Source organism: Kutzneria sp. 744 (assembly GCF_000568255.1).
Classification (GTDB): domain Bacteria; phylum Actinomycetota; class Actinomycetes; order Mycobacteriales; family Pseudonocardiaceae; genus Kutzneria.
In genome coordinates, this window is record NZ_KK037166.1 from 2,072,203 (window position 1) to 2,092,402 (window position 20,200).

A 20,200-nucleotide genomic window follows, 5' to 3' on the forward strand; every position below is an offset into this window, starting at 1 on the left:
GCCCCGTGCTCGTCCGACGGGACGGGGACGAGCACAAGCTCGGGGCCCCGCGCCAGCGCGCGCTGCTCGCGGTGTTGGCCGCCCGCCCGGACAAGGTGGTGTCCAGAGAGGACCTGATCAACGCGATCTGGGGTCACGAGGCGCCGCCGTCGGCCGATGGCAGCGTCTACACCTACGTTTCCGGCCTGCGTCGCGCGTTGGAACCCGATCGCGGCAACCGCGCCGTCTCCTCCCTGCTGCTGTCGGAGGGCCCCGGCTATCGGCTGCGTGTCGACGCCGCCGATGTGGACCTGCACGAGTTCGACGCGTTGCTGCGCAAGGCCGAACAGGCGGTGGCGGACGGCGATCAGTCGGCCGCGGCCGAGGCCGCCGACCGCGCTTTGGCTCTGTGGCATGGAGAACCGCTGTCCGGTTTGCCCGGTCCGTGGGCGGCCAGCCTGCGGGACCGGCTGCTCACCAACCGCCTCGACCTGCTGGAGATCCGCGCCGGCGCGGGACTGGCCGCCGGTCAGCACGCGGAACTCGTCGCCGAGCTGACCGCGCTCGTGCGGGAGAACCCGCTGCACGAGGGCCTGCGCGGGCTGCTGATGATCGCGCTGTACCGGGTCGGTCGGCAGGCCGACGCCGTGGAGCAGTTCCGTGCGGCGGCCCGGGTGTTGATGGACGAGCTCGGCACCGTTCCCGGCGCGCGATTGGCCGAGATCCAGCAGCAGATCCTCACCAACGACCCGGCCCTGGCCGCGCCGACCGTCGCCGCGCCGGCCCCGGTCCGTCGCCGACCGGCGTGGTGGGCCTCGCGGCCCCGCCCCCGGGCGCGGACCTTCGTCGCCCGCACCCATGAGCTTTCCGTGCTGCGCCAGGCGGTTCGTGACGTCGGCGGCGGCCGGGGCGGCGTGCTGCTGGTCGAGGGCGAGCCCGGCATCGGCAAGTCGGAGCTGTTGACCACGGGCATGGCCGGCTGCGAGGACGCCGGCGTGCAGCTGGTGTGGGGCGCGGGTGACGAGCTGGCGAGCCGGTTTCCGTTGCGGCTCATGCTGGACTGCCTGGGCATCGACGCCGATTCGCCCGATCCGGCCCGGGCCCGGGTCGCGGAGATGATGCGGCTGGCCCAGTCACCTTTGTCTCTTTATAGAGTGGATTCCGTTGCGGCTCATGCTGGACTGCCTGGGCATCGACGCCGATTCGCCCGATCCGGCCCGGGCCCGGGTCGCGGAGATGATGCGGCTGGCCCAGTCCAGCCGCGATCCGCTCGGCGGCGGCGATCCGACGTTGGCCGTGGTCAACGAGCTGGTCGCCATCGTGCAGGAGATGTGCGCCGAGGGCCCGCTCACGCTGGTGGCCGACGACATCCAGTGGGCCGACGAGGCCAGCCTGCTGGTGTTCAGCCGGCTGGCCCTGGAGACCGCCACGCTGCCGCTGCTCCTGGTCGGCTCGCTGCGCCCGGTGCCGCGAACCGCCGTACTCGACGGGGTTCGGGACATCGTGGCCAAGCAGGGCGGCCCTGTGCTTCAGCTCGCGCCTTTGGCCGGGGGCGAGGTCGCCGAGCTGTTGCAGGGCATCGTCGGCGGCACGCCGGGCTCCGGTTTACTCGGCCTGGCCGACCGAGCCGCCGGAAATCCCTTGTACGTGGGCGAGTTGGCCGACGCCTTACTCCGGGACCGCCATGTCGAGGTGACGGCCGGCCGGGCCGAGGTGTCGGCCGTCGGTGACGTGTCGGTGCCGACCTCGCTGTCGTCGGCTTTGACGCACCGGCTGGGCTTCCTCACCGCTACCACCACGGAAGTGTTGCGCCGGGCGGCTTTGCTCGGCACCGAGTTCGCGACGGCCGACCTGAGCGTGCTGTTGGGGCGGCCGGTCGCCGAGCTGCTGCCGGCGCTGGAGGAGGCCGCCGCCGCGAAGGTGTTGCTGGCCAACGGGAATCGCTACAACTTCCGGCACGCCCTCATCCGCCAGGCCCTCTACGACGCCACCTCTCCCACCGTGCGCACCGTGTTGCACCGGCAGGCCGCCGAGCGGCTGGACCGGGCCGGCGCGTCGATGGAAACCGTTGCACGGCAGCTGGTCGCGTCTCCGGTGGCCGTGGACTCGTGGGTGATCGACTGGATGCTCCAGCACGGCGAGCGGATCGCGCACCGGGCGCCGGACATCGGGTTGGACCTGTTGCGCAGGGTTGTCTCCGTCTGCGAGCAGGACGATCCTCGGCACGTGGACCTGACCGCCGTGTTGGCCCGGGTGCTGTACTGGCGCGGGGAGCTGCCCGAGGACGAGGTTCGGTCGGTGCTGGCGCTGACCCGTGATCCCGATCTGGCCGGCGAGATGCAGTGGATCCGGGCCGTCATCTTCTACCGTCGCGGGCAGGAGGGGCATTCCGTCACGGCGCTGCGGGAAGCCGCTTCGGCGCCCGAGATCTCGGCGGTGTGGCAGGCCCGGTGCCAGGCGTTGTTGGCCGTGCGGGAGGGCATGGGGCTGTTGGAGTTCGCCTCCGCCAAGGCCACCGCGCTGGCGGCCATCGACCGTGGCGAGAAGGCCGGCGACAACTTCGCCGTCGCTTTCGCTTTGCAGGCGCTGTGGTTGTTCGAGTCCATCGACCGCGATCATGCCGCCGCTCTGCGTTACGTGGACGAGGCTTTGGCCGTTGTCGCCGACGATGCCAGCCTGGCGCACCTGCATCTGAGCCTGCTCGACAATCGTGTGTTCAGCCTCCAGAACCTCGACCGCCTCGACGACGCCGATCATGCTCTGTCGGCCGTTCGCACCTTGGTGCACCGTTATCAGCTGCCCGGCGGTCTGCCGATGTCCACCGCCGTCAACCATTATTGGGCCGGCCGGTGGAGCGATGGCCTGCTGGAGCTGAGCATCATCACCCAGTCCGGTCCCGAGCTGGCCTTCCTGGGCCTGCGCGAGAGCAGCCCCATGCTCTTGCTTTCCCATGGCGTCGCCGCTTTGATCGCAGCCCTCCGTGACGACGGCGACGAGGTCGCCGCGCACCTCGCCGCCGCCGACGAGCTGCCCATGCTCACGACCGCCGACCGCGAGAACTGCGACTTCCTGCTCATGGCCGAAGCCCAGGCCGCCGAGCGCGATGGCCGCATCGACGAGGCCCTCATCGCCTTGGAACCCGTCCTGGATCCTCGCTACGCCCCCATGATGCTTCGCCACCAGTGGCTGCCCGACGTCGTTCGCCTTGCCCGGCAAGCCGATTCCCCTTCCGTCGTCGCCCGGGCCCTGGAGATCTGCGCCGGCGAGGCCTCCCGCGAGGCTCCCCCCGCCCGTGCCGCCGCCGCTTTGTTGCGCTGTAAGGGGTTGGCCGAGGGTGATCCGGCCCAGGTGGCCAAGGCCGTCGCCCACTACCGGAATGTCGGCCGGCCGGTGGAATTGGCCCAGGCGCTGGAAGATCTCGCCGTCGTGCTGGCTTCGGCCGGCCGACGGGGCGAAGGTGAGGCGGCGTTGGCCGAGGCCGTCCGCCGCTACGAGGCCCTCGGCGCCGCCTGGCCGGCCCGGCGCGCCACGGCCCGTTTCGGCGGCCGCGCAGCGGAAGGCCCGGCGCAGCGCGACGTGGGTTAGGCGTCGCCGCTTCGGCTGCACGAAAGGGAAACCGCCGCGGCACGACATCGGCTAGTCTCCGGTCATGGGGGCGCCGAACACCACTCGCGACACCGACTTCGCCAAGCTCTGGGCGGCGGCGTCGACCTCGCTTCTCGGCGACGGCATCCGCACCGCGGCGTTGCCGCTGCTCGCGGCGGCGCTGTCGCCGACGGCGGCGGCCGTCAGCATCGTGACCTTCGCCGGCACGGTCCCGATCCTGCTGTTCACCCTGCTCGGTGGGGCGCTGGCCGACCGGCACGACCGCCGCAACCTGATGTGGCGCATCGACCTGGTCCGCGGCCTGCTGGTCGCCGCCTTCGCCGTTTGGGTCCTGACGACCGCGCCGCCGCTGTGGGGCCTGATCGTCATGACGTTCCTACTCGGCAGCGCCGGGGCCGTCTTCGACACCATCTCCGGCCCGTTCATCGCCGACCTGGTCGATCCCGACGACCTGGCCAAGGCCAACGGCCGCCTGCAGGCCGCGCAGCTGATCAGCTTCCAGTTCCTCGGGCCGCCGCTCGGCGCCGCCCTGTTCGCCCTCTCGGCCGGCGCGCCGCTGCTGGTCGACGCGGTGACGTTCGTTGCGGCGGCGGGACTGGTGTTCGCCATCCGCGCCCGACACGCGCCGGCCCGCGCCGAGGTGAACACCACCATCCGCGCCGACATCGCCGAGGGCGTGCGGTGGCTGTGGCGGCACAAGGGCCTGCGCCTGCTGGCGTTGGAGCTGGGTGTGGCCAACCTGGCCGTGCAGATGGCGCTGACCATGCTCGTGCTGCTGATCGTGAACACCCTGCACGCCCCGGCGGCGGTCTACGGGCTCGTGTTGGCGATCGGCGCGGTCGGCGGCATGCTCGGCGGCCTGGCCGGCGGCTGGGTCCGGCGGCACCTGCGGTTGGGCCCCGGTCTGGGCCTGGCCATCGGCATGATGGCCGTCGGCCTGCTCGTGGCGGGCGTCGCCTGGTCGATCCCGGTGGTCGCGGTCGGCTACACCGTCGGCTGCTTCGGCATCCTGCTGTGGAACGTGCAGGCGGTGGTGGTGCGCCAGCGGCTCACCCCGCGCGAGCTGATGGGCCGGGTCACCAGCGCCTACCGGCTCGTCGGCTGGGGCGCCGGACCGGTCGGCGCGGCGCTGAGCGGTGTGCTCGGCACGGTGCTCGACGTGCGAGCCCCCATCATCATCGGCGGCGTGGTGCTGGCGCTGTCGCTGCTGCTCGTGCCGCGGCTCGGCGCGCTCGAACAGGCCTAACAACCTTTTGTGTCAACCGTCACATAGAGTCTGGCGTGTGCACTGTAGACGCTCCGCCATCCGGTGCATTTCCCGATCGAGATTCACGTGTGAACCGAAATGAGTCGCGGAACGGTCATTGTGAACGAAGATGGAGTCGGGGGCCAGCGACACAGACGGGAGCCGTGATGGGTCGGACACTGGGCGTGGTCACCGAGTCGGCCGCCGGCGAGACGCGGGTGGCCGCCACACCGGCGACCGTGCGCCAACTGGCCGCCCTCGGCTACGAGGTGCTCGTGGAGACCGGCGCCGGGGCGGCCGCGAGCTTCCCGGACGAGGCGTATGCGCAGGCCGGGGCCCGAATCGCCGGCCACGGCGAGGCCTGGGCGGGCGATGTCGTGATCAAGGTGAACCCGCCGACCGAGCCGGAGATCGAGGCGCTGCACGACGGCGCGACGCTGATCGGCATGATCGGCCCGGCGTTACGGCCTGAATTGGTCCAGACCCTCTCCGAGCGCCCGATCACCGTGCTGGCGATGGACGCGGTGCCGCGGATCTCCCGCGCCCAGTCCCTGGACGTGCTCAGCTCCATGGCCAACATCGCCGGCTACCGGGCGGTGATCGAAGCGGCCAACGTCTTCGGCCGCTTCCTCATGGGCCAGGTCACGGCGGCGGGCAAGGTGCCGCCGGCCAAGGTCCTGGTGGCCGGGGCGGGTGTGGCCGGCCTGGCGGCGATCGCCGCGGCCAACAGCCTGGGCGCCGTCGTGCGGGCGACCGACCCGCGCGCGGAGGTGGCCGAGCAGGTGAAGTCGCTGGGCGGCGACTTCCTGGCCGTCAACGTCGAGCAGGAAGCCAGCACCGACGGCTACGCCAAGGCGACCTCGGAGGCGTACGACAGGCGCGCGGCGGAGATCTACGCCGAGCAGGCCCGGGATGTCGACATCATCATCACCACGGCGCTCATCCCCGGCCGGCCCGCGCCGCGACTGCTGACCAAGGAGCACGTGGCCAGCATGCGGCCCGGCAGCGTGATCGTCGACATGGCAGCCGTGCAGGGCGGCAACGTCGAGGGCACCGTGGCCGGCGAAGTGGTGGTCACGGCCAACGGCGTGACGATCATCGGCTACACCGACCTCGCCGGCCGCCTGCCGGCCCAGGCCTCGCAGCTGTACGGCACGAACGTGGTGAACCTGCTCAAGCTGCTGACGCCGGGCAAGGACGGCGAAGTGGTGCTGGACTTCGAGGACGTCGTGCTGCGCGGCGTGACCGTGGTCCGCGCCGGCGAGACGACCTGGCCGCCACCCAAGATCAGCGTCAGCGCGGCGCCACCGCAGCAGGCGGAGAAAACGCCTGCGCCGCAGAAGAAGGACCAGCCGAAGCGGGCCCGGCACCTGGTGGTCGCCGTCGCGGCGATCGCACTGTTCCTGCTGGTCGGCTTCTCCCCCAACGAGTTGATCGGCCACCTCACGGTGTTCGCGCTGTCCGTGGTGATCGGCTTCTACGTGATCGGCAACGTGCACCACGCCCTGCACACGCCGCTGATGTCGGTCACCAACGCCATTTCCGGCATCGTGGTGGTCGGCGCCCTGCTCCAGATCGGGCACAGCACGGTCGCCGTCACGGTGCTGTCCGCCGTGGCGGTGCTGTTGGCCAGTATCAACGTCTTCGGCGGATTCGCCGTCACCCGGCGCATGCTCAGCATGTTCTCGAGGAGCTGACCCATGACCGTGGCAACGGCGGCGCAGGCCGCATACCTCGTCGCAGCACTGCTTTTCGTGCTCAGCCTGGCCGGTTTGTCCAAGCACGAGACGTCCCGCAACGGCGTGCTGTTCGGCATCGCGGGCATGGCGCTGGCGCTGATCGCGACCATTGTTTTGGCGCTGCAGGGAATGGCCGTCATCGGCATCGTGCTGCTGATCGTCGCGATGGCGGCCGGCGGCGGCATCGGGTTGTGGCGGGCGCGGGTCGTCGAGATGACCGGCATGCCGGAGCTCATCGCGCTGCTGCACAGCTTTGTCGGTCTGGCGGCGGTCCTGGTCGGCTGGAACGGTTACCTGGACGCCGATGCCGGCGCGCTGCCGGGCATCCACCACGCCGAGGTGTGCATCGGCGTGTTCATCGGCGCGGTCACGTTCACCGGCTCGATCGTGGCGTTCCTCAAGCTGTCGGCGCGCATCAAGTCGGCGCCGATGATGCTGCCGGGGCGGCACTTCCTCAATCTCGCCGCGCTGGTGGCCTTTGTCGTACTGACGGTGTTCTTCGTCATCACGCCGAACGTCGTCCTGCTGGCCGCGGTCACGGCGATCGCACTGCTGCTGGGTTGGCATCTGGTGGCGTCCATCGGCGGCGGCGACATGCCGGTCGTGGTATCCATGCTGAACAGCTATTCCGGCTGGGCGGCGGCGGCATCGGGCTTCCTGCTGAACAACGACCTGCTGATCGTCACCGGCGCGTTGGTCGGTTCCTCCGGTGCGTACCTGTCGTACATCATGTGCAAGGCGATGAACCGGTCGTTCATCTCGGTGATCGCCGGCGGTTTCGGCGTGGAGTCCGGCACGTTCGCGGCGATCGAGCAGGGCGAGCACCGCGAGATCACGCCGGCCGACACCGCCGAGCTGCTGCGCGACGCCGAGACGGTGATCATCACGCCCGGCTACGGCATGGCCGTGGCCCAGGCCCAGTACCCCGTCGCGGACCTGACCCGCAAGCTGCGCGAACGCGGCATCGACGTGCGGTTCGGCATCCACCCGGTGGCCGGCCGCCTGCCCGGCCACATGAACGTGCTGCTGGCCGAGGCCAAGGTGCCGTACGACATCGTGCTGGAGATGGACGAGATCAACGACGACTTCCCCCAGACGTCGGTGGTGCTCGTGATCGGGGCCAACGACACGGTCAACCCGGCGGCCGACGACCCCGGCAGCCCCATCGCCGGCATGCCGGTGCTGCACGTGTGGGAGGCGCAGAACGTGATCGTGTTCAAGCGCTCGATGGCCGTCGGCTACGCGGGCGTGCAGAACCCGTTGTTCTTCAAGGACAACAGCAAGATGCTGTTCGGCGACGCCAAGGAGCGGGTGGAGGACATCGTCCGCGCCCTCTAGCCTTCGGTGGCCCAGCTGGCGGTCCAGACGTCCTCGCGGCGGCTGGACCGCCAGTTTTCGTCCAGGTGCCTACGCAATTCGGCCAGGCCGGGATGGTGGTTGTCGGCGCGCCAGATCAGCGAGTGCGGGTAGACCGGCGTCGGATCGCGCACCGGGATCAGGCGCAGGTCCTCGGCCCGGGTCAGCCGGATCACGGTGCCGAAGAAGGTCGCGAGCGACGGCGTGTCGGCGATCCGGTCCAGCATGTGCTCGGTGCCGAAGTTCGGCCCCTCGGCGTCGATGGACAGGTCGAACGCGGCGGCCAGTTCCTTGTAGTAGGCGCCCCATTCCGCGCCGGGCACGATGCCGGGAATCCAGATCCGTTGCCCCACAAGGTCTTCCGGCCTCAGCTCGGTCGCGGCGGCGAGTTCGTGACCCAGGCCGACCAGCAGGTGCAGCGGTTCGTTCTCGACGCGCATCGTGCGCACGCCCTCCGGCGGCGGGGACTGTTGCCCGCAGAACGCGGCGTCGACCTCGCCGGCCCGGACCGCCGCGGTGGCGGCGGTGCCGTTGGGCAGGGTGACCACCTCCAGCTCGAATTCCGGGTGCTGGCGGTGGAATTCCTGCACCAGGGCGGCACAGACCGAGCGGCGGCCGAGCACGTCGACGCGTAGCGGGCGGCCGCCCGGGCGGACGGCTGCCACGGCCCGGTCGGCCGCGTCCAGCAGGGCGCGGGCGTGCGGCAGGAAGGCCTGGCCGTCGGCGGTCAGCTGGATGCCGCGGGCGGTGCGGGTGAACAGGCGGACGCCGAGCTCCTTCTCCAGCGCGGCAATGCGCTTGGACACCGCCTGCTGGCTGATGCCCAGCTCGACGCCGGCCTCCTGGAGCTGGCCCTCTTCGGTCGCCACCACGAAGGTCCGCACGGCATTGAGGTCCACGGCGCGAGGCTACAACTCGCGGTTGTGGCTCGCCGGGTCGGGGTTGTTTGATCGTTCGGCCGGCAACCGAGAAGATCCTGGCCATGGGTAGGGATTTCGCCTGGCTGTGGGCGGCTTTCACGGCCAGCACCGTCGGCACCTGGTTCGCGTTCGACGCTTTCCCGCTGGTGGCGATCCTGGTGCTGCACAGCACGCCGGCCGAGGTGTCGCTGCTGGCGGCGGCCGGGCTGGTGGTCGGGGCGCTGGCGGCGGTGCCGTTGGGGCCATGGGTCGAGTTCCGGCGCAAGCGGCCGGTGATGGTGGCGATGGACCTGCTGCGGTTCGCGGCGCTGTTGACGCTGCCGGCGGCGTATCTGTTGGGCGGCTTGACCTTCGGGCAGCTGGTGGCCGTGTCGGTGGTGGTCGCCACGGCCGACATCGTGTTCACGGCGGCCAGCGGGGCGTTCCTGAAATCGTTGGTGCCACGGGAGGATCTGCTTCAGGCCAACGGACGGTTCGAGGCCACGTCCTGGGCCGCGACCGCCGTCGGGCCGCCGACCGGCGGGCTGGCCATCGGCGTGTTCGGGCCGATGACGACGATCGTGGCCAATGCTCTGAGTTTCCTGGTGTCGGCGCTGGGAATTCGGGCCATTCACGGTTCCGAGCCGGTGCCGAACGCGTCACGGAAGATCGGCTTCGGTGAGATCTTCGACGGATGGCGGCACATCGTGCGGCATCCGGTGTTGCAGCCGCTGTTCGTGAACGCCGCGCTGTACAACGGCTTGCTCATGGCGACGGCGCCGCTGTTAGCGGTGTTGATGCTGGGGGATCTCGGATTCACGCCGTGGCAGTACGGCCTGGCGTTCGGGATTCCGTGCTTGGGCGGGCTCGTGGGCTCACGCCTGGCCCGTCCCCTGGTGCGGCGGATCGGGCCGGAGCGGGTGTTGTTCGCCAGCGGCGCGTTGCGGGCGGTGTGGGTGGTGGGGCTGGCTTTTGTCGGGCCGGGCCTGCCCGGGCTGCTGCTGGTGATCGGCGTCGAGTTCGGGATCATCGTGTGTTGCAGCGTTTACGCCCCGGTGTCGGCCACCGTGCGGCTGGAGAACTCCGCGGCCGACAACGTGGCCCGGGTCCTGTCGGCGTGGTCTGTGACCACCAAGGTCAGCATCGCCGTGATGACCGCGCTGTGGGGCCTGCTGGCCAGCTGGATCGGGCCGCGCGAGGCCATCGCCGTGGCCGGCGTGCTGGCGCTCTGCACGCCGTTGACGCTGCGACGGCCTCAGAGGACGCGGGTGGCGTACGGCATGATCTCGCCCCAGCGCACCGGCACCACGCGGACGTAGGCGCCGGAGTAGGGCGCCTCGATCATGCGGCCCCCGCCGACGTACATCGTGACGTGGTGGATGTTGCTGGGGTTGCCGTAGAAGAGCATGTCGCCCGGGGCCATCTGGGACAGCGGCACGTGCTGGCCCGCGTAGTACTGGTAGCCACTGTAGTGCGGCAGGTACACGCCGACGCCGGCGAAGGCGTAGACCATCAGCCCCGAGCAGTCGAAGCCGATCTTGTTGTAGTCGCCGTAGTAGTCGGCGTCGCCGCCGCCGTCGCTGATGCCGCGGCTGGGGCCGCTGGGCGTGCCGCCGCCCCAGGCGTACGGCATGCCGAGCTCGGCCATCGCGCGGGCGATCACCGCCGCCGCCCGTCCCGCGGCCGCCACCGGCACCGGGCGGGGCGGCGGGGGCGGGCGGTTGGCCACCGGGCGGGAAGCCGCTGCCGCTGCCGCGGCGGCCGCCGCGGCTTCCTCTTCCTTCTTCTTCTCGGTCTGCCAGTCGTCGTAGCGCTGGCGCTGGGCCTGGAGGTCGGTGACGTTGGCCTGGGCCGCCGACAGCTGGGCGTCCATGTCCGACTTCGAGGACTGGAGCTGCTTCTCCTGCGCCGCCTCGCTCTGGCGGGCGGCCACCGCCGCCGCCATCGCCGCGTCCACCTCGCGCTTGGCCGCGTCGGCCGCGTCCTGCTTCTCCTTGGCCACCTGCAACGACTTGCGGCTGGCCGAGTCCTTGTTGGCCCGGTCCACCTCGGCCCGCTGCGTCACGTCCATCGCCTTGAGCTCGGACTCGCTGACGGCGTTGAGCATCTGCACCCGGGCCAGCAGGTTGTCCGGGCTCGTCGCGTCGAACAGGGCCGAGAAGCCGCCGACCGCGCTGCCTTGGGAGAAGCTGGCCGCCGCGAAGTCGTCGAGGCGCCGGCGGGCGTCGTCCATCGCCTTGGCCGCCGCGTCCGACTCCAGCTTGGCCGCGGCCGCCTCGTCACCGGCCTGCTTGGCCGCCGCCTGCGCGGTCTCCAGGTCCACCCGGGCCTTGTTGACCTCTTCCATCCGGGCTTCGACCTGGTCCTGTAGGTCGGCGAGCTTCGCGTCCGCCGCCGCCAGCTGGTTGCTCAGGTCCCCGACCTTCGCCGCCTTGTCCCGGACCGCGTCCTGGCCGGCGCTGATGTCGGTGTCCGACGGATTGTTCGGCGGCGGCGGCCCCGCGCTCCCCGGGCCGGCCGCGCCCACCAGGACGGCAAGCACCACCCCGGCCAGCACCGTTGCTCGAACCACCGCCGCACCTCCTCGCGAAGGCTGGTCCGTTCGGCGCAGCGCAGATGGGCCGAACGGCGTCAACCAGGCACGAGTCACTGTGCCACTCCCACCCCACCAGCGCCACACTTCCCGTGTAGAACTCACCCATCATCAGCCACACGTGTCACACCAATGGCCTAAAATCCCCGCGAGTCACGCCCTCAAGCAGCACGAATGCCGTTTTCGGACACAACTATCCCCGTCACACCGCGAGTCCCGCTCTGGGGCAGTCATGAAACCAATTCATGACTGCTGGAGAGCGGGACTCGCGGGGACGGAGAGCGGGTTTCGGTGTGACGCTGGGCGGGACTCGCGGGAGTGGGTGTGCCCGAAACCGACATTCGGTGGGTCCGAGAGCGTGACTCGCGGGGGTCAGTTGACCTGGCGGGTGTGGGCGGACCAGTAGGGGGCGCGGAGCTTGTACTTCTGGATCTTGCCGGTGGCGGTGCGGGGGATGGAGTCGCGGAACTCCACCGAGGTGGGGGCCTTGTAGCCGGCCAGGCGCTGCTTGCAGTGGGCGATCAGGTCGGCCTCGTCGACCGAGGCGCCGTCGGCCAGGACGACGAGGGCCTTGATGGTCTCGCCCCACTTCTCGGAGGGCACGCCGATGACGGCGACCTCGGCGACGGCGGGGTGGCTGAACAGGCAGTCCTCTACCTCGATGGACGACACGTTCTCCCCGCCGGTGATGATGACGTCCTTGCGACGGTCGGAGATGACGACGTTGCCCTCCTCGTCGATGGAGCCGCCGTCGCCGGTGTGGAACCAGCCGTCCTCCAGGGCGTCGGCGGTGGCCTCGGGGTTCTGCCAGTAGCCGGCCAGCACGACGTTGGAGCGGGCTAGCACCTCGCCGCTGTCGGAGATGGCGATCCGCGCGCCGAGGGCGGGGCCGCCGGCCCGGGAGAGCTTGGCGGCGCGCTCCAGCGGCGGGAGATCCAGGTCCTCCGGCCGGGTCCGGTTGAACGTGAGCAGCGGGGAGGTCTCGGTCAGGCCGTAGATCTGGAGGAACTCCCAGCCCAGCTCGTCCTGCACGCGGGCGATGGTCCGGGTCGGCGGCGGGGCGCCGGCGCAGACGATGCGCACCTTGTCCCGGCCGGGGATCTCGCCGGTCCAGGTCTGGGCGGCGTCCAGCACGGCGTTCCACACGGCCGGGGCGCCGCACATCAGGGTCACGCCGTGGTCCTCGACCCGGCGCAGGATCTCGGCCCCGTCGACCTTGCGCAGCACGATGTGCCGGGCGCCGACGCCGGTCAGTCCGTAGGGCATGCCCCAGCCGTTGCAGTGGAACATCGGCAGGGTGTGCATGTACACGTCGCGTTCCCACGCCCGCGTGTGCATCGCGAAAGTGACGGCGTTGGTCCAGATGTTCCGGTGCGTGAGCTGGACACCCTTGGGCCGCGCGGTGGTGCCGGAGGTGTAGTTGATCGTCGCGGTGGCGTCCTCGTCCGGCTCCGACCACGGCCGGGGCTCGACGTCCGGCAGCATCAGCTGCTCGGTCTCCGCGCCGAGCACGAACCGGTGCGGCGCGGTCACCGCCTTGAGCGACTCGTCCAGCTCGGGATCGACCAGCAGCACGGACGCGCCGCTGTGCTCGGCGATGTAGCCGATCTCGGCGGCGCTGAGCCGGAAGTTGACCGGCACGCAGACCCGTCCGCTGGCCGGCACGGCGAGCAGGAGTTCCATCAGCCGCGCGGAGTTGTGGCTGACGACGGCGACCCGCTCGCCCTCGCCGATGCCGAGCCGGTCCAGGCCGGCCTGCCAGGCGCGGACCCGCCCGGCCAACTCGCGGTAGGTGGTGGTGGCGACCGGATCGGCCGGCTGGGCCGGCTCGTCCACGATCGCGACGCTGTCGGCGAGGACCGTCGCTGCACGGTCCAGGAAGTCACTGACGGTGAGTGGGACCCGCATCACAGCAGCCTAGCTACCAAGTGGCCGGATCGCCCCACGTCGACAGGCGCCCCTTGGGCTCGATCGTTTCAGCGGCCACGAGCGCGGGCAGCGACTCGATCAGCGGCTCCCGCACCACCGCCGTCGCGATGTCGTCGTAGGGGGTGGGCTCGGCGGTGCAGATCAGCACCTGCGCGCCGGCCTTGGCCGCCAGCCCGACCAGCCCGGCCGCCGGGTGCACGGTGAGCGAGGTGCCGGCGGCGAGGAACAGGTCGCAGTCCAGCGCCGCCCGCTGGGCTCGCCTCAGCACGTCCTGGTCGAGTTCCTGCCCGAACGAGATCGTCGCCGACTTGATGATCCCGCCGCACACCACGCACGGCGGATCGGCCTCGCCGGCGGCGACGCGGGCCAGGGCCTCGCTCATCGGGCGACGGTCGCCGCAGCTCAGGCACTCCGTCTCGGTCAGCGACCCGTGCAGCTCCACGACCAGGTCCGGGCTGGAGCCGGCCCGCTGGTGCAGGCCGTCGATGTTCTGCGTCAGCAACGCCCGCAGCCGCCCCGAGTGCTCCAGGTCGACCAGCGCCCGGTGCGCCGCGTTGGGTTCGGCGGTCCAGGCCGGGTGCACCGCTCGGCTGCGCCAGGCCTGTTGGCGCACCTCGGGATCGGCCAGGTAGTCCGGCAGCGAGGACAGCCGCTGCGCCTCGGGATCCTTTGTCCACACGCCGTTCGGCCCGCGGAAGTCGGGAATGCCGGACGCCGTGGACACACCGGCCCCGGTGAGCACGGTGATGCGCCGGGCCCCGCCGATGATCCGCATCGCCTCCCGCATGCCTTCCTGGCCCTGCATACATTCCTGATTACGGCACAAGACGGCCCTTGTCCAGCCGGAGCTGGCGGTCGGCCACCGCGTGCACGCGGGGATCGTGGGTCGCCGCGATCACCGCGGTGCCGCGATCCGCCACCCGGCGCAGCACCGTCAGCACGACCTCGGCGCTGGCGTGGTCGACGTGCGCGGTGGGCTCGTCGGCCAGCAGCACGTCCGGCTGCCCGACGATCGCCCGGGCCAGCGCCGCCCGCTGTTGCTGGCCGTAGGACACCTCGTTCGGGTACCGGTCGGCGAGCTCGCCGATGCCGAGCTCGGTCAGCACGGCGACGCTGCGCGCCCGCGCGTCGGGCGATCCGGTCAGCAGCAACGGCAACGCCGTGTTCTCCGCGAGGGTGAGCTCGCCGGCCAGCCCGAGGGCCTGCGGCAGCACGGCACATCGCTGCCAGCTCGGCGCGCCGTCCATCACCACGTCGCGGATCAGCACACTGCCGACATCCGGCCGGTCGAAGCCGCACAGAATGGACAGCAGCGCGCTCTTGCCGGAGCCGGAAGGCCCGCCGATCGTGACGAACTCCCCCGGCGCCACCGCGAGGTCCACCCCGCGCAGCACCTCGACCTGCCGGAAGGACCGGCCGATCCCGTTGGCCACCAACGCCATCACGCCACCCGCCCAGATCTCATGCGCACGACACGGTCGGCCAGTTCGATCACCCGGTCGTCGTGGGAGGCCACGGCGACGGGAACTCCCCGGTCCACCAACACCTTCAGCGATTCCAGCACCAGCCCGGCCGAGGTGTCGTCCAGCTGCGACGTGGGCTCGTCGGCGAGCACGACCTTCGGATCGCGGGCCAGCGCACAGCACAGCGCCAACCGTTGCTGCTGCCCGCCGGACAGCGCCGGCACCCGGTAGTCGCCCATGCCGTCCAGGCCGACGACACCCAGCAGTTCGAGATCGGGGGCCTGGCCGGCGCTCTGCGCCGCGGCGATCACGTTCTGCGCGGCCGTGAGTTCCGGCAGCAGGTTTTCCAGCGGGCTCTGGAACATCAACGCGATGGTCTGGCGTCGCAAAGCGCGGAGTTGACGGTGCGAGCGGGTACTCACCGTCTCACCGCTCAGTTCCACCACACCCCGGGTCGGCCGCTCCACGAGGGCCAGCACCCGCAGCAGCGTCGACTTGCCGGAGCCGGACGGCCCGGCGAACACCGTGATGCCCTGGTCGGGCACCGCGACCGTGACGCCGTCGATGGCCGTCACGGCACCGGCCGGCGTCGGATAGTCGACGCCAACCCCTTGCGCGGCAAGGACGTCAGCCACGGATCAGCTCCCCGACTCGGGCGGTGCGCACCCCGCGCACCGCGATCCATCCGGCCACGGCCACCACCGCCAGCCCGATCGCCACCGCGACCAGCACGAACATCACCGAGTCCGGCAGCACCGACACCGGCCGCAGCCAGGGCGCGGGATCCAGGCGTGGCAAGGAGAACGCGGCGACGACGAGCCCGACCGTCACGCCGGCCGCCAACACCGATGCGGCCACCGCGCCGAACTCCAGCAGGTGACTGACGACCAATGTCTTGGGCCGCAACCCCATCCGGGTCGCCAGCGCGCCCGACAACGCCGTCTGCTTGCGCCGTGCGCCGACCGCGAGCAGCAGCGAGGCCGCCGCGATCACCGCCAGCAGGGCGCCGACCGAGGCGATGTAGCCGAACGTCCAAGCCACGGTGTAGAAGGGCAGAGCGTCCAGGGCCATGTCGGTCGTCTGGTACCTGATGTGGTCGATGTGCGCGGCGGCCAGTTGGTTGAGCACGGTCGTCGAGTCCTGGCTGGACCACAGGAAGAACGAGTTGACCTCCGACGCGGTGGTGTTGTCCGACCGCGCCGTCACGTAGCCGATGTTGTACGGCATACCGGGAAACACCGGCAGCTGCCCGATAGTGTGCAGCGGCGCGAACCCGGGGATGCTGATCGACGAGCCGATCTTGGCCCCGCCCACCGCGATCGCCGCGCCATGGCCCAGTTGACTCACAAGGTCCAGCATCTCGGTGCGGCGGTCGGGGTCGATCCACGCGCCGTTGGCGAAGGTCGCCGGGTCGACCGCGACCATGTTGCTGACGCCCCGGTCGACCACGCCGACCACGGTGCCGTGCGCGGCCACCGCGGCCGGCAGCGGTTCTTTGCTCTGCCCGAACGAGGTGGAGATCTGCACCGACGTCGTCGCGCCGATCTTGTTGCCGGACTTGCTGGCCAAGGCGTTCTGCTCGGCGTGATTGACACTGCTGCCGACGGCAAGCGTGCCGACCGCCAAAACCCCCACCAGCACCACACCCGTCGCCGCGGTGCTGGCCGCCGCCAGCCGACGCACGGCCAGCTGCACCGACGGCAGGGACCACACGTTCAACCGGTGCGACCACACCAGCAGCAGCCGGCCCAGCCGAGCGGCGACGCCGGCGATCACCACGACCACCAACACCGGGAACGCCAGCGCGAAGGCGTCCAGCGGCGGTGTGGCGCCGCCGGTCGAGGGCACCGACCGGGTCAGGCTCAGGCCCGAGAACACCGCCGCGACCGCGACCGGCAGCTCGAACGGGATCAGCCGCAGCACACGGGGAATCCGCCGGCGGCGGGGCGCCTGGAACATGCGGTGCGTCCGCAGGGCGGCCGTCCCCGTCAGCACCGCGGCGGCGCAGAGGACAACGCCGAGCACGACCAGCGCCGCCCACGTCGTCGTGCCGGGGTCCAGCTCGGCAACCGGGGCGTACCAAGGCAGTGCGAACCGGGCGACGACCAGGCCGACGACCGCGCCGACCACCAGCGGGCCGACCAGTTCGAGCAATGCCTTGGCCCCCAAAGCCAACGGGGAACTGCCCCGGGCCCACAGCAGCCGCAGCACGGCCTGCCGGCGCTGGCACCACTGCGCCGCCATCGCGCCGACGCCGACCAGGCCGACCAGCAGGCTGATCGCCGTCAGCGGAAGCACGAACGCGATGACGTTGTTCTGCGCCTTCGCCGCCTCGGCCAGCGGGGCCACGAACGACTGCCGCACCGGGGCGTATGCGGTGAGGCCGTCGGCGGCGAACTTCTTGCGCAGGGCGTCGGCCAGCCGGTCGCTGCGGGCGGCCAGTTCCCGGGCCTCCGACAGCGTGTTCGGCGTGGCCACCGGGAAGCGCACCGAGACGTCCAGCCGCTCGCCCAACCGCGCGACGTCGGCGAGCGACGGCAGGAACGCCGTCGTGGCGCTCCCGCCGTCGCCGGCCAGCGGGTTGGCCACGACCGAGGTCACCTCGGAGCACCAGAACGGCGCGACCGGCTCGGTCAGGTCCTGGTAGATCGCCGTCACCGGCGGGATCTCGCTGCCCAGCGGGCCCAGCCCGAGATGGCCGTCGTGCGCGGGGGTCCGCGCCGGCCATGTGCCGTTGGTCGCGCCGCCCTGGATCGCGTGCAGATTGGGGATCGCGTCGTCGCGGTAGCCGACCCGCAGGTACGGCGTCTGCTGGTCCCCGACGACGAGGCGGGTGGGCTGGGTGTACGCGCCGAACAGCGTCTGCGGGAAACCCTGCTGTCGCGCCACTTCCCTGGCGTCCTGGTCGATTCGCGCCACCTGGTCGGACGGCGCCGCCAGCCCGTTGACCGACGCCGCCAGCGACTGCGGGCAGGTGCGGCCGACCTGGTAACTCAGCGCGGCGTTGCCGGTGCTCACCGCACACAACACGGCCGATGCGGCGACGAAGGCCAGGAGCAGACCGGTCACCGTCGCCACCACGACGGAACTGCCGCTGCTCAGGCCGGTGCGAGCGGAAGTCCGCCACGGCAGCTGCATTGGCGGAGATTAACCTCGCGGCGGGTGTTCATGTCGAGCTTTCGCCGAAAAGGAATGAACCGTGGCGCTTCCTGCCCCTGCCAGGCAGCGCCACGGCTCATCTTCGGCGCACCCGCCCCGCACCCCGACGGCGGGACGGGCGGTCCTCCCCCTTGCGCCTTGCTCACCCCCGGTCCACGGCCCCCTCAGACCGCGATCTTGTCCCGCTCGTCCCGCCGGCGCTGGCGCTGCTCGATCGGGTAGAAGTCGTCGAGGAACCGGGTGTTGTCCCTGGTCAGGCGGACGCGCTCGGACAGCTCGTCGTCGCCGACCTGCTGGCGGCTGGCCGTGCGGACCTCCTGCCAGCCGTAGATCGCGGCCAGCACGCCCGCGGCCATCACGGCGGCCAGGGCCACGGCTACCACGCCGCCGACGTGGAGCTGGGTCAGCAGGACCACCATGGCCCAGAGCTGGACCGCGGTGAAGAAGACGGTCAGGACGACTCGGGTGAAGACTCGGTTGTACGGCCGGCGCTCCTCGTTCTGCTTGTTCATCTCTGGTCCCCTCCTCTACCTGCCCGATCAGGCAGATACCACCTTTGTAGACCGGTGACCGACCGAGTTCTGCGTCACATGACACACAACGGAACTTCCACCGGGAAATTTCGCCGTGCACTTGCATGGCGGACACCTGTGGTTCGCTGTCCCGGTGACATCCGAACGCATCGGCCCACCCCTGCGCGGCGACGAACGCGAGACGCTGCGGGCCTTCCTCGACTTCCACCGCGCCACGCTTGCCCTCAAGTGCGAGGGCCTGACCGACGAGCAGCTGCGCCGCCAGGCCAGTCCACCGTCGACGCTGTCGCTGCTGGGACTGGTGCGGCACATGACCGAGGTCGAGCGGACGTGGTTCCGCATCGTGATCAACGGCGAGGCCATCGGCCTCGTGCACTCCGACTCGATGGACTACCAGGTCGCCTACGACGCCACCGGCGCAACTCGGGACGAGGCCTTCGCCGCCTGGGAGGCGGAGGTCGCGGAATCGCGGCGTATCGAGGAGAAGGCGGAATCCCTGGACGTGACGGCCTACAACGCGCGCTGGGAGGAGGACGTGTCACTGCGGCTGGTGATGCATCACATGATTCACGAGTACGCCCGGCACAACGGGCACGCCGACCTGCTGCGGGAGGCCGTGGACGGGGTCACCGGGGTCTAGCGCACCAGTTCGCGGAGGCGCTCCATCCGGTGAATCACGAAATGCCCCCGACCGGTGGTGATGACCCCTTCCTCACGCAGCTCACGCAGCACCCGGGCCATCGATTCCCGTGACGTCGAGGCCGTTTCCGCCAATTCCTGCTGGGTGAACGGCGAGGCGATGTGCACGCCGTCGGCGGCCAGCTTGCCCAGCCGGTTGGCCAGGTCCAGCAACAGCGTCACGACCCGCTGCATGGTGCTGCCGCCGCCGTACTCGGCGCGCTGCTGGTCGGTCTCGCGCAACCGCCGCGCGATGACCTCCAGCAGCGACCAGGCGATCTTGGGGTGCGCGTCGCACAGACCCTCCAGGCGCACGGCCGGCAGCAGCAGCACATCGACGGCGTCGATCGCGGTCATCGTCGCCGACCGCGGCCGGCCGTCGATGGCCGACAGCTCGCCGAGCACCTCCCCCGGCCCGCACACGGCCAGCATCACGCCGTGCCCGGCCACTGCCCCCGCGATGACCTTGATGTGGCCGCTCAGGACGACGTACACCTGCTTGGTCTGCTCCCCCTGGCCGACGATCACCTCGCCGGCCGCGAACCGGCTGCGCGTGGCCGCCGCGGCGAACGCGGCCTGCTCGGCCGATGTCAGCCGCCCCCAGAACGTGCCGGCCGGACCGGTCAGCGCGATCACCTCCCCTATGGTGTTCGGCAAGAGTAGTTGCTGGGAGGGCACGACACGCATGTCAGAGCGTCAGCCTTCGGTGTACCGGGCGATCCTGGTGGTCGATGTGGAGAGCTTCAGCGGTGGCCACCGCAGTGAGGACCACCGCCGGGTGGTGCGCGCCGGTGTGCGGGAGATGTTGACCGCCACGCTCGGCGCCCTCGGGCACGACTACGAGGCGGGGTACCACAACGACACCGGCGACGGCATGGTCGTCTTCCTGGCGCCCGAGGTGCCGGAGAGCCGCCTGGTCCGGCAGCTGCCGCAGGAGCTGGAGATGTTGCTGCGCGAGCACAACAGCCGCTACGCCGACGGCGCGCAGATCCGCCTGCGGGTGGCCCTGCACCACGGGCA

Annotated in this window: 15 protein-coding genes and 2 pseudogenes; 8 read left to right on the forward strand and 9 right to left on the reverse strand. The window is 71.0% G+C overall.

Annotated features, from left to right (window positions below; translation table 11 throughout):
- Positions 1-5: 5 nt before the first annotated feature.
- The 5 genes and pseudogenes from KUTG_RS66065 to pntB form a co-directional block, all read left to right on the forward strand.
- Positions 6-1,016: pseudogene (locus tag KUTG_RS66065) on the forward strand (BTAD domain-containing putative transcriptional regulator); the annotation flags it as partial.
- A 127-nt stretch (positions 1,017-1,143) separates the two neighbouring features.
- A complete protein-coding gene (locus tag KUTG_RS63350) occupies positions 1,144-3,564 on the forward strand; it encodes an ATP-binding protein (protein WP_232240724.1) in 2,421 nt (806 codons plus the stop codon).
- Positions 3,565-3,628: 64 nt separating this feature from the next.
- A complete protein-coding gene (locus KUTG_RS09215; protein ID WP_052394250.1) occupies positions 3,629-4,831 on the forward strand; it encodes an MFS transporter in 1,203 nt (400 codons plus the stop codon).
- A gap of 167 nt (positions 4,832-4,998) precedes the next feature.
- Entirely contained in the window at positions 4,999-6,528 is a 1,530-nt protein-coding gene (locus tag KUTG_RS09220) for a Re/Si-specific NAD(P)(+) transhydrogenase subunit alpha (RefSeq protein WP_043716366.1), read from the forward strand.
- A 3-nt stretch (positions 6,529-6,531) separates the two neighbouring features.
- On the forward strand, positions 6,532-7,908 hold the full coding sequence (gene pntB, locus KUTG_RS09225; protein WP_043716368.1) for a Re/Si-specific NAD(P)(+) transhydrogenase subunit beta: 1,377 nt from the start codon (positions 6,532-6,534) through the stop codon (positions 7,906-7,908).
- Here pntB and KUTG_RS09230 read toward each other — a convergent pair.
- Complete coding sequence (locus KUTG_RS09230) at positions 7,905-8,825, reverse strand: LysR family transcriptional regulator (RefSeq protein ID WP_043716369.1); 921 nt, start codon at positions 8,823-8,825, stop codon at positions 7,905-7,907. The genes pntB and KUTG_RS09230 overlap by 4 nt on opposite strands.
- Before the next feature lie 83 nt (positions 8,826-8,908).
- On the opposite strand from KUTG_RS09230, the gene KUTG_RS09235 reads away from it, so the two are divergent.
- The gene (locus tag KUTG_RS09235) at positions 8,909-10,144 is read left to right on the forward strand and encodes an MFS transporter (protein WP_052394251.1); all 1,236 of its coding nucleotides are present in this window, start codon (positions 8,909-8,911) and stop codon (positions 10,142-10,144) included.
- Here the strand turns inward: KUTG_RS09235 and KUTG_RS09240 are convergent.
- From KUTG_RS09240 to KUTG_RS09270, 7 genes are all read right to left on the reverse strand, one after another.
- Entirely contained in the window at positions 10,081-11,397 is a 1,317-nt protein-coding gene (locus KUTG_RS09240; protein ID WP_043716370.1) for an NlpC/P60 family protein, read from the reverse strand. The genes KUTG_RS09235 and KUTG_RS09240 overlap by 64 nt on opposite strands.
- 393 nt (positions 11,398-11,790) lie before the next feature.
- Positions 11,791-13,326, reverse strand: a complete 1,536-nt coding sequence (locus KUTG_RS09245) for an AMP-binding protein (RefSeq protein ID WP_043716371.1) — start codon at positions 13,324-13,326, stop codon at positions 11,791-11,793.
- Positions 13,327-13,339: 13 nt separating this feature from the next.
- Positions 13,340-14,152, reverse strand: coding sequence for an SIR2 family NAD-dependent protein deacylase (locus KUTG_RS09250; RefSeq protein ID WP_052394252.1), 813 nt, complete (start codon positions 14,150-14,152; stop codon positions 13,340-13,342).
- 10 nt (positions 14,153-14,162) lie between these two features.
- Positions 14,163-14,789 (reverse strand): ABC transporter ATP-binding protein, encoded by a 627-nt coding sequence (locus tag KUTG_RS09255; protein ID WP_052394253.1) that lies wholly within the window; start codon positions 14,787-14,789, stop codon positions 14,163-14,165.
- Complete coding sequence (locus KUTG_RS09260) at positions 14,789-15,445, reverse strand: ABC transporter ATP-binding protein (protein ID WP_043716374.1); 657 nt, start codon at positions 15,443-15,445, stop codon at positions 14,789-14,791. Before KUTG_RS09260 ends, KUTG_RS09255 begins: the two co-directional genes overlap by 1 nt.
- A complete protein-coding gene (locus KUTG_RS09265) occupies positions 15,438-17,948 on the reverse strand; it encodes a hypothetical protein (RefSeq protein WP_043716375.1) in 2,511 nt (836 codons plus the stop codon). Before KUTG_RS09265 ends, KUTG_RS09260 begins: the two co-directional genes overlap by 8 nt.
- Before the next feature lie 185 nt (positions 17,949-18,133).
- Entirely contained in the window at positions 18,134-18,481 is a 348-nt protein-coding gene (locus KUTG_RS09270; RefSeq protein WP_052394254.1) for a hypothetical protein, read from the reverse strand.
- A gap of 154 nt (positions 18,482-18,635) precedes the next feature.
- Here KUTG_RS09270 and KUTG_RS09275 point away from each other — a divergent pair, with 154 nt between their 5' ends.
- Positions 18,636-19,142 carry a DinB family protein gene (locus KUTG_RS09275; RefSeq protein ID WP_043728745.1) on the forward strand — a complete coding sequence of 169 codons (507 nt, stop codon included), beginning with the start codon at positions 18,636-18,638 and terminating at the stop codon, positions 19,140-19,142.
- Here KUTG_RS09275 and KUTG_RS09280 read toward each other — a convergent pair.
- On the reverse strand, positions 19,139-19,816 hold the full coding sequence (locus KUTG_RS09280) for a Crp/Fnr family transcriptional regulator (RefSeq protein WP_052394255.1): 678 nt from the start codon (positions 19,814-19,816) through the stop codon (positions 19,139-19,141). The genes KUTG_RS09275 and KUTG_RS09280 overlap by 4 nt on opposite strands.
- A gap of 49 nt (positions 19,817-19,865) precedes the next feature.
- Between KUTG_RS09280 and KUTG_RS60935 the strand changes: the two are divergent.
- Positions 19,866-20,200: pseudogene (locus tag KUTG_RS60935) on the forward strand (hypothetical protein); the annotation flags it as partial.

Coding starts and splice junctions, on each gene's coding strand:
- KUTG_RS09245 (WP_043716371.1), bottom strand. CDS start 13,326: ATGCGGGTCCCACTCACCGTCAGTGACTTCCTGGACCGTGCAGCGACG.
- KUTG_RS09220 (WP_043716366.1), top strand. CDS start 4,999: ATGGGTCGGACACTGGGCGTGGTCACCGAGTCGGCCGCCGGCGAGACG.
- KUTG_RS09215 (WP_052394250.1), top strand. CDS start 3,629: ATGGGGGCGCCGAACACCACTCGCGACACCGACTTCGCCAAGCTCTGG.
- pntB (WP_043716368.1), top strand. CDS start 6,532: ATGACCGTGGCAACGGCGGCGCAGGCCGCATACCTCGTCGCAGCACTG.
- KUTG_RS09270 (WP_052394254.1), bottom strand. CDS start 18,481: ATGAACAAGCAGAACGAGGAGCGCCGGCCGTACAACCGAGTCTTCACC.
- KUTG_RS09265 (WP_043716375.1), bottom strand. CDS start 17,948: ATGCAGCTGCCGTGGCGGACTTCCGCTCGCACCGGCCTGAGCAGCGGC.
- KUTG_RS09235 (WP_052394251.1), top strand. CDS start 8,909: ATGGGTAGGGATTTCGCCTGGCTGTGGGCGGCTTTCACGGCCAGCACC.
- KUTG_RS09255 (WP_052394253.1), bottom strand. CDS start 14,789: ATGGCGTTGGTGGCCAACGGGATCGGCCGGTCCTTCCGGCAGGTCGAG.
- KUTG_RS09250 (WP_052394252.1), bottom strand. CDS start 14,152: ATGCAGGGCCAGGAAGGCATGCGGGAGGCGATGCGGATCATCGGCGGG.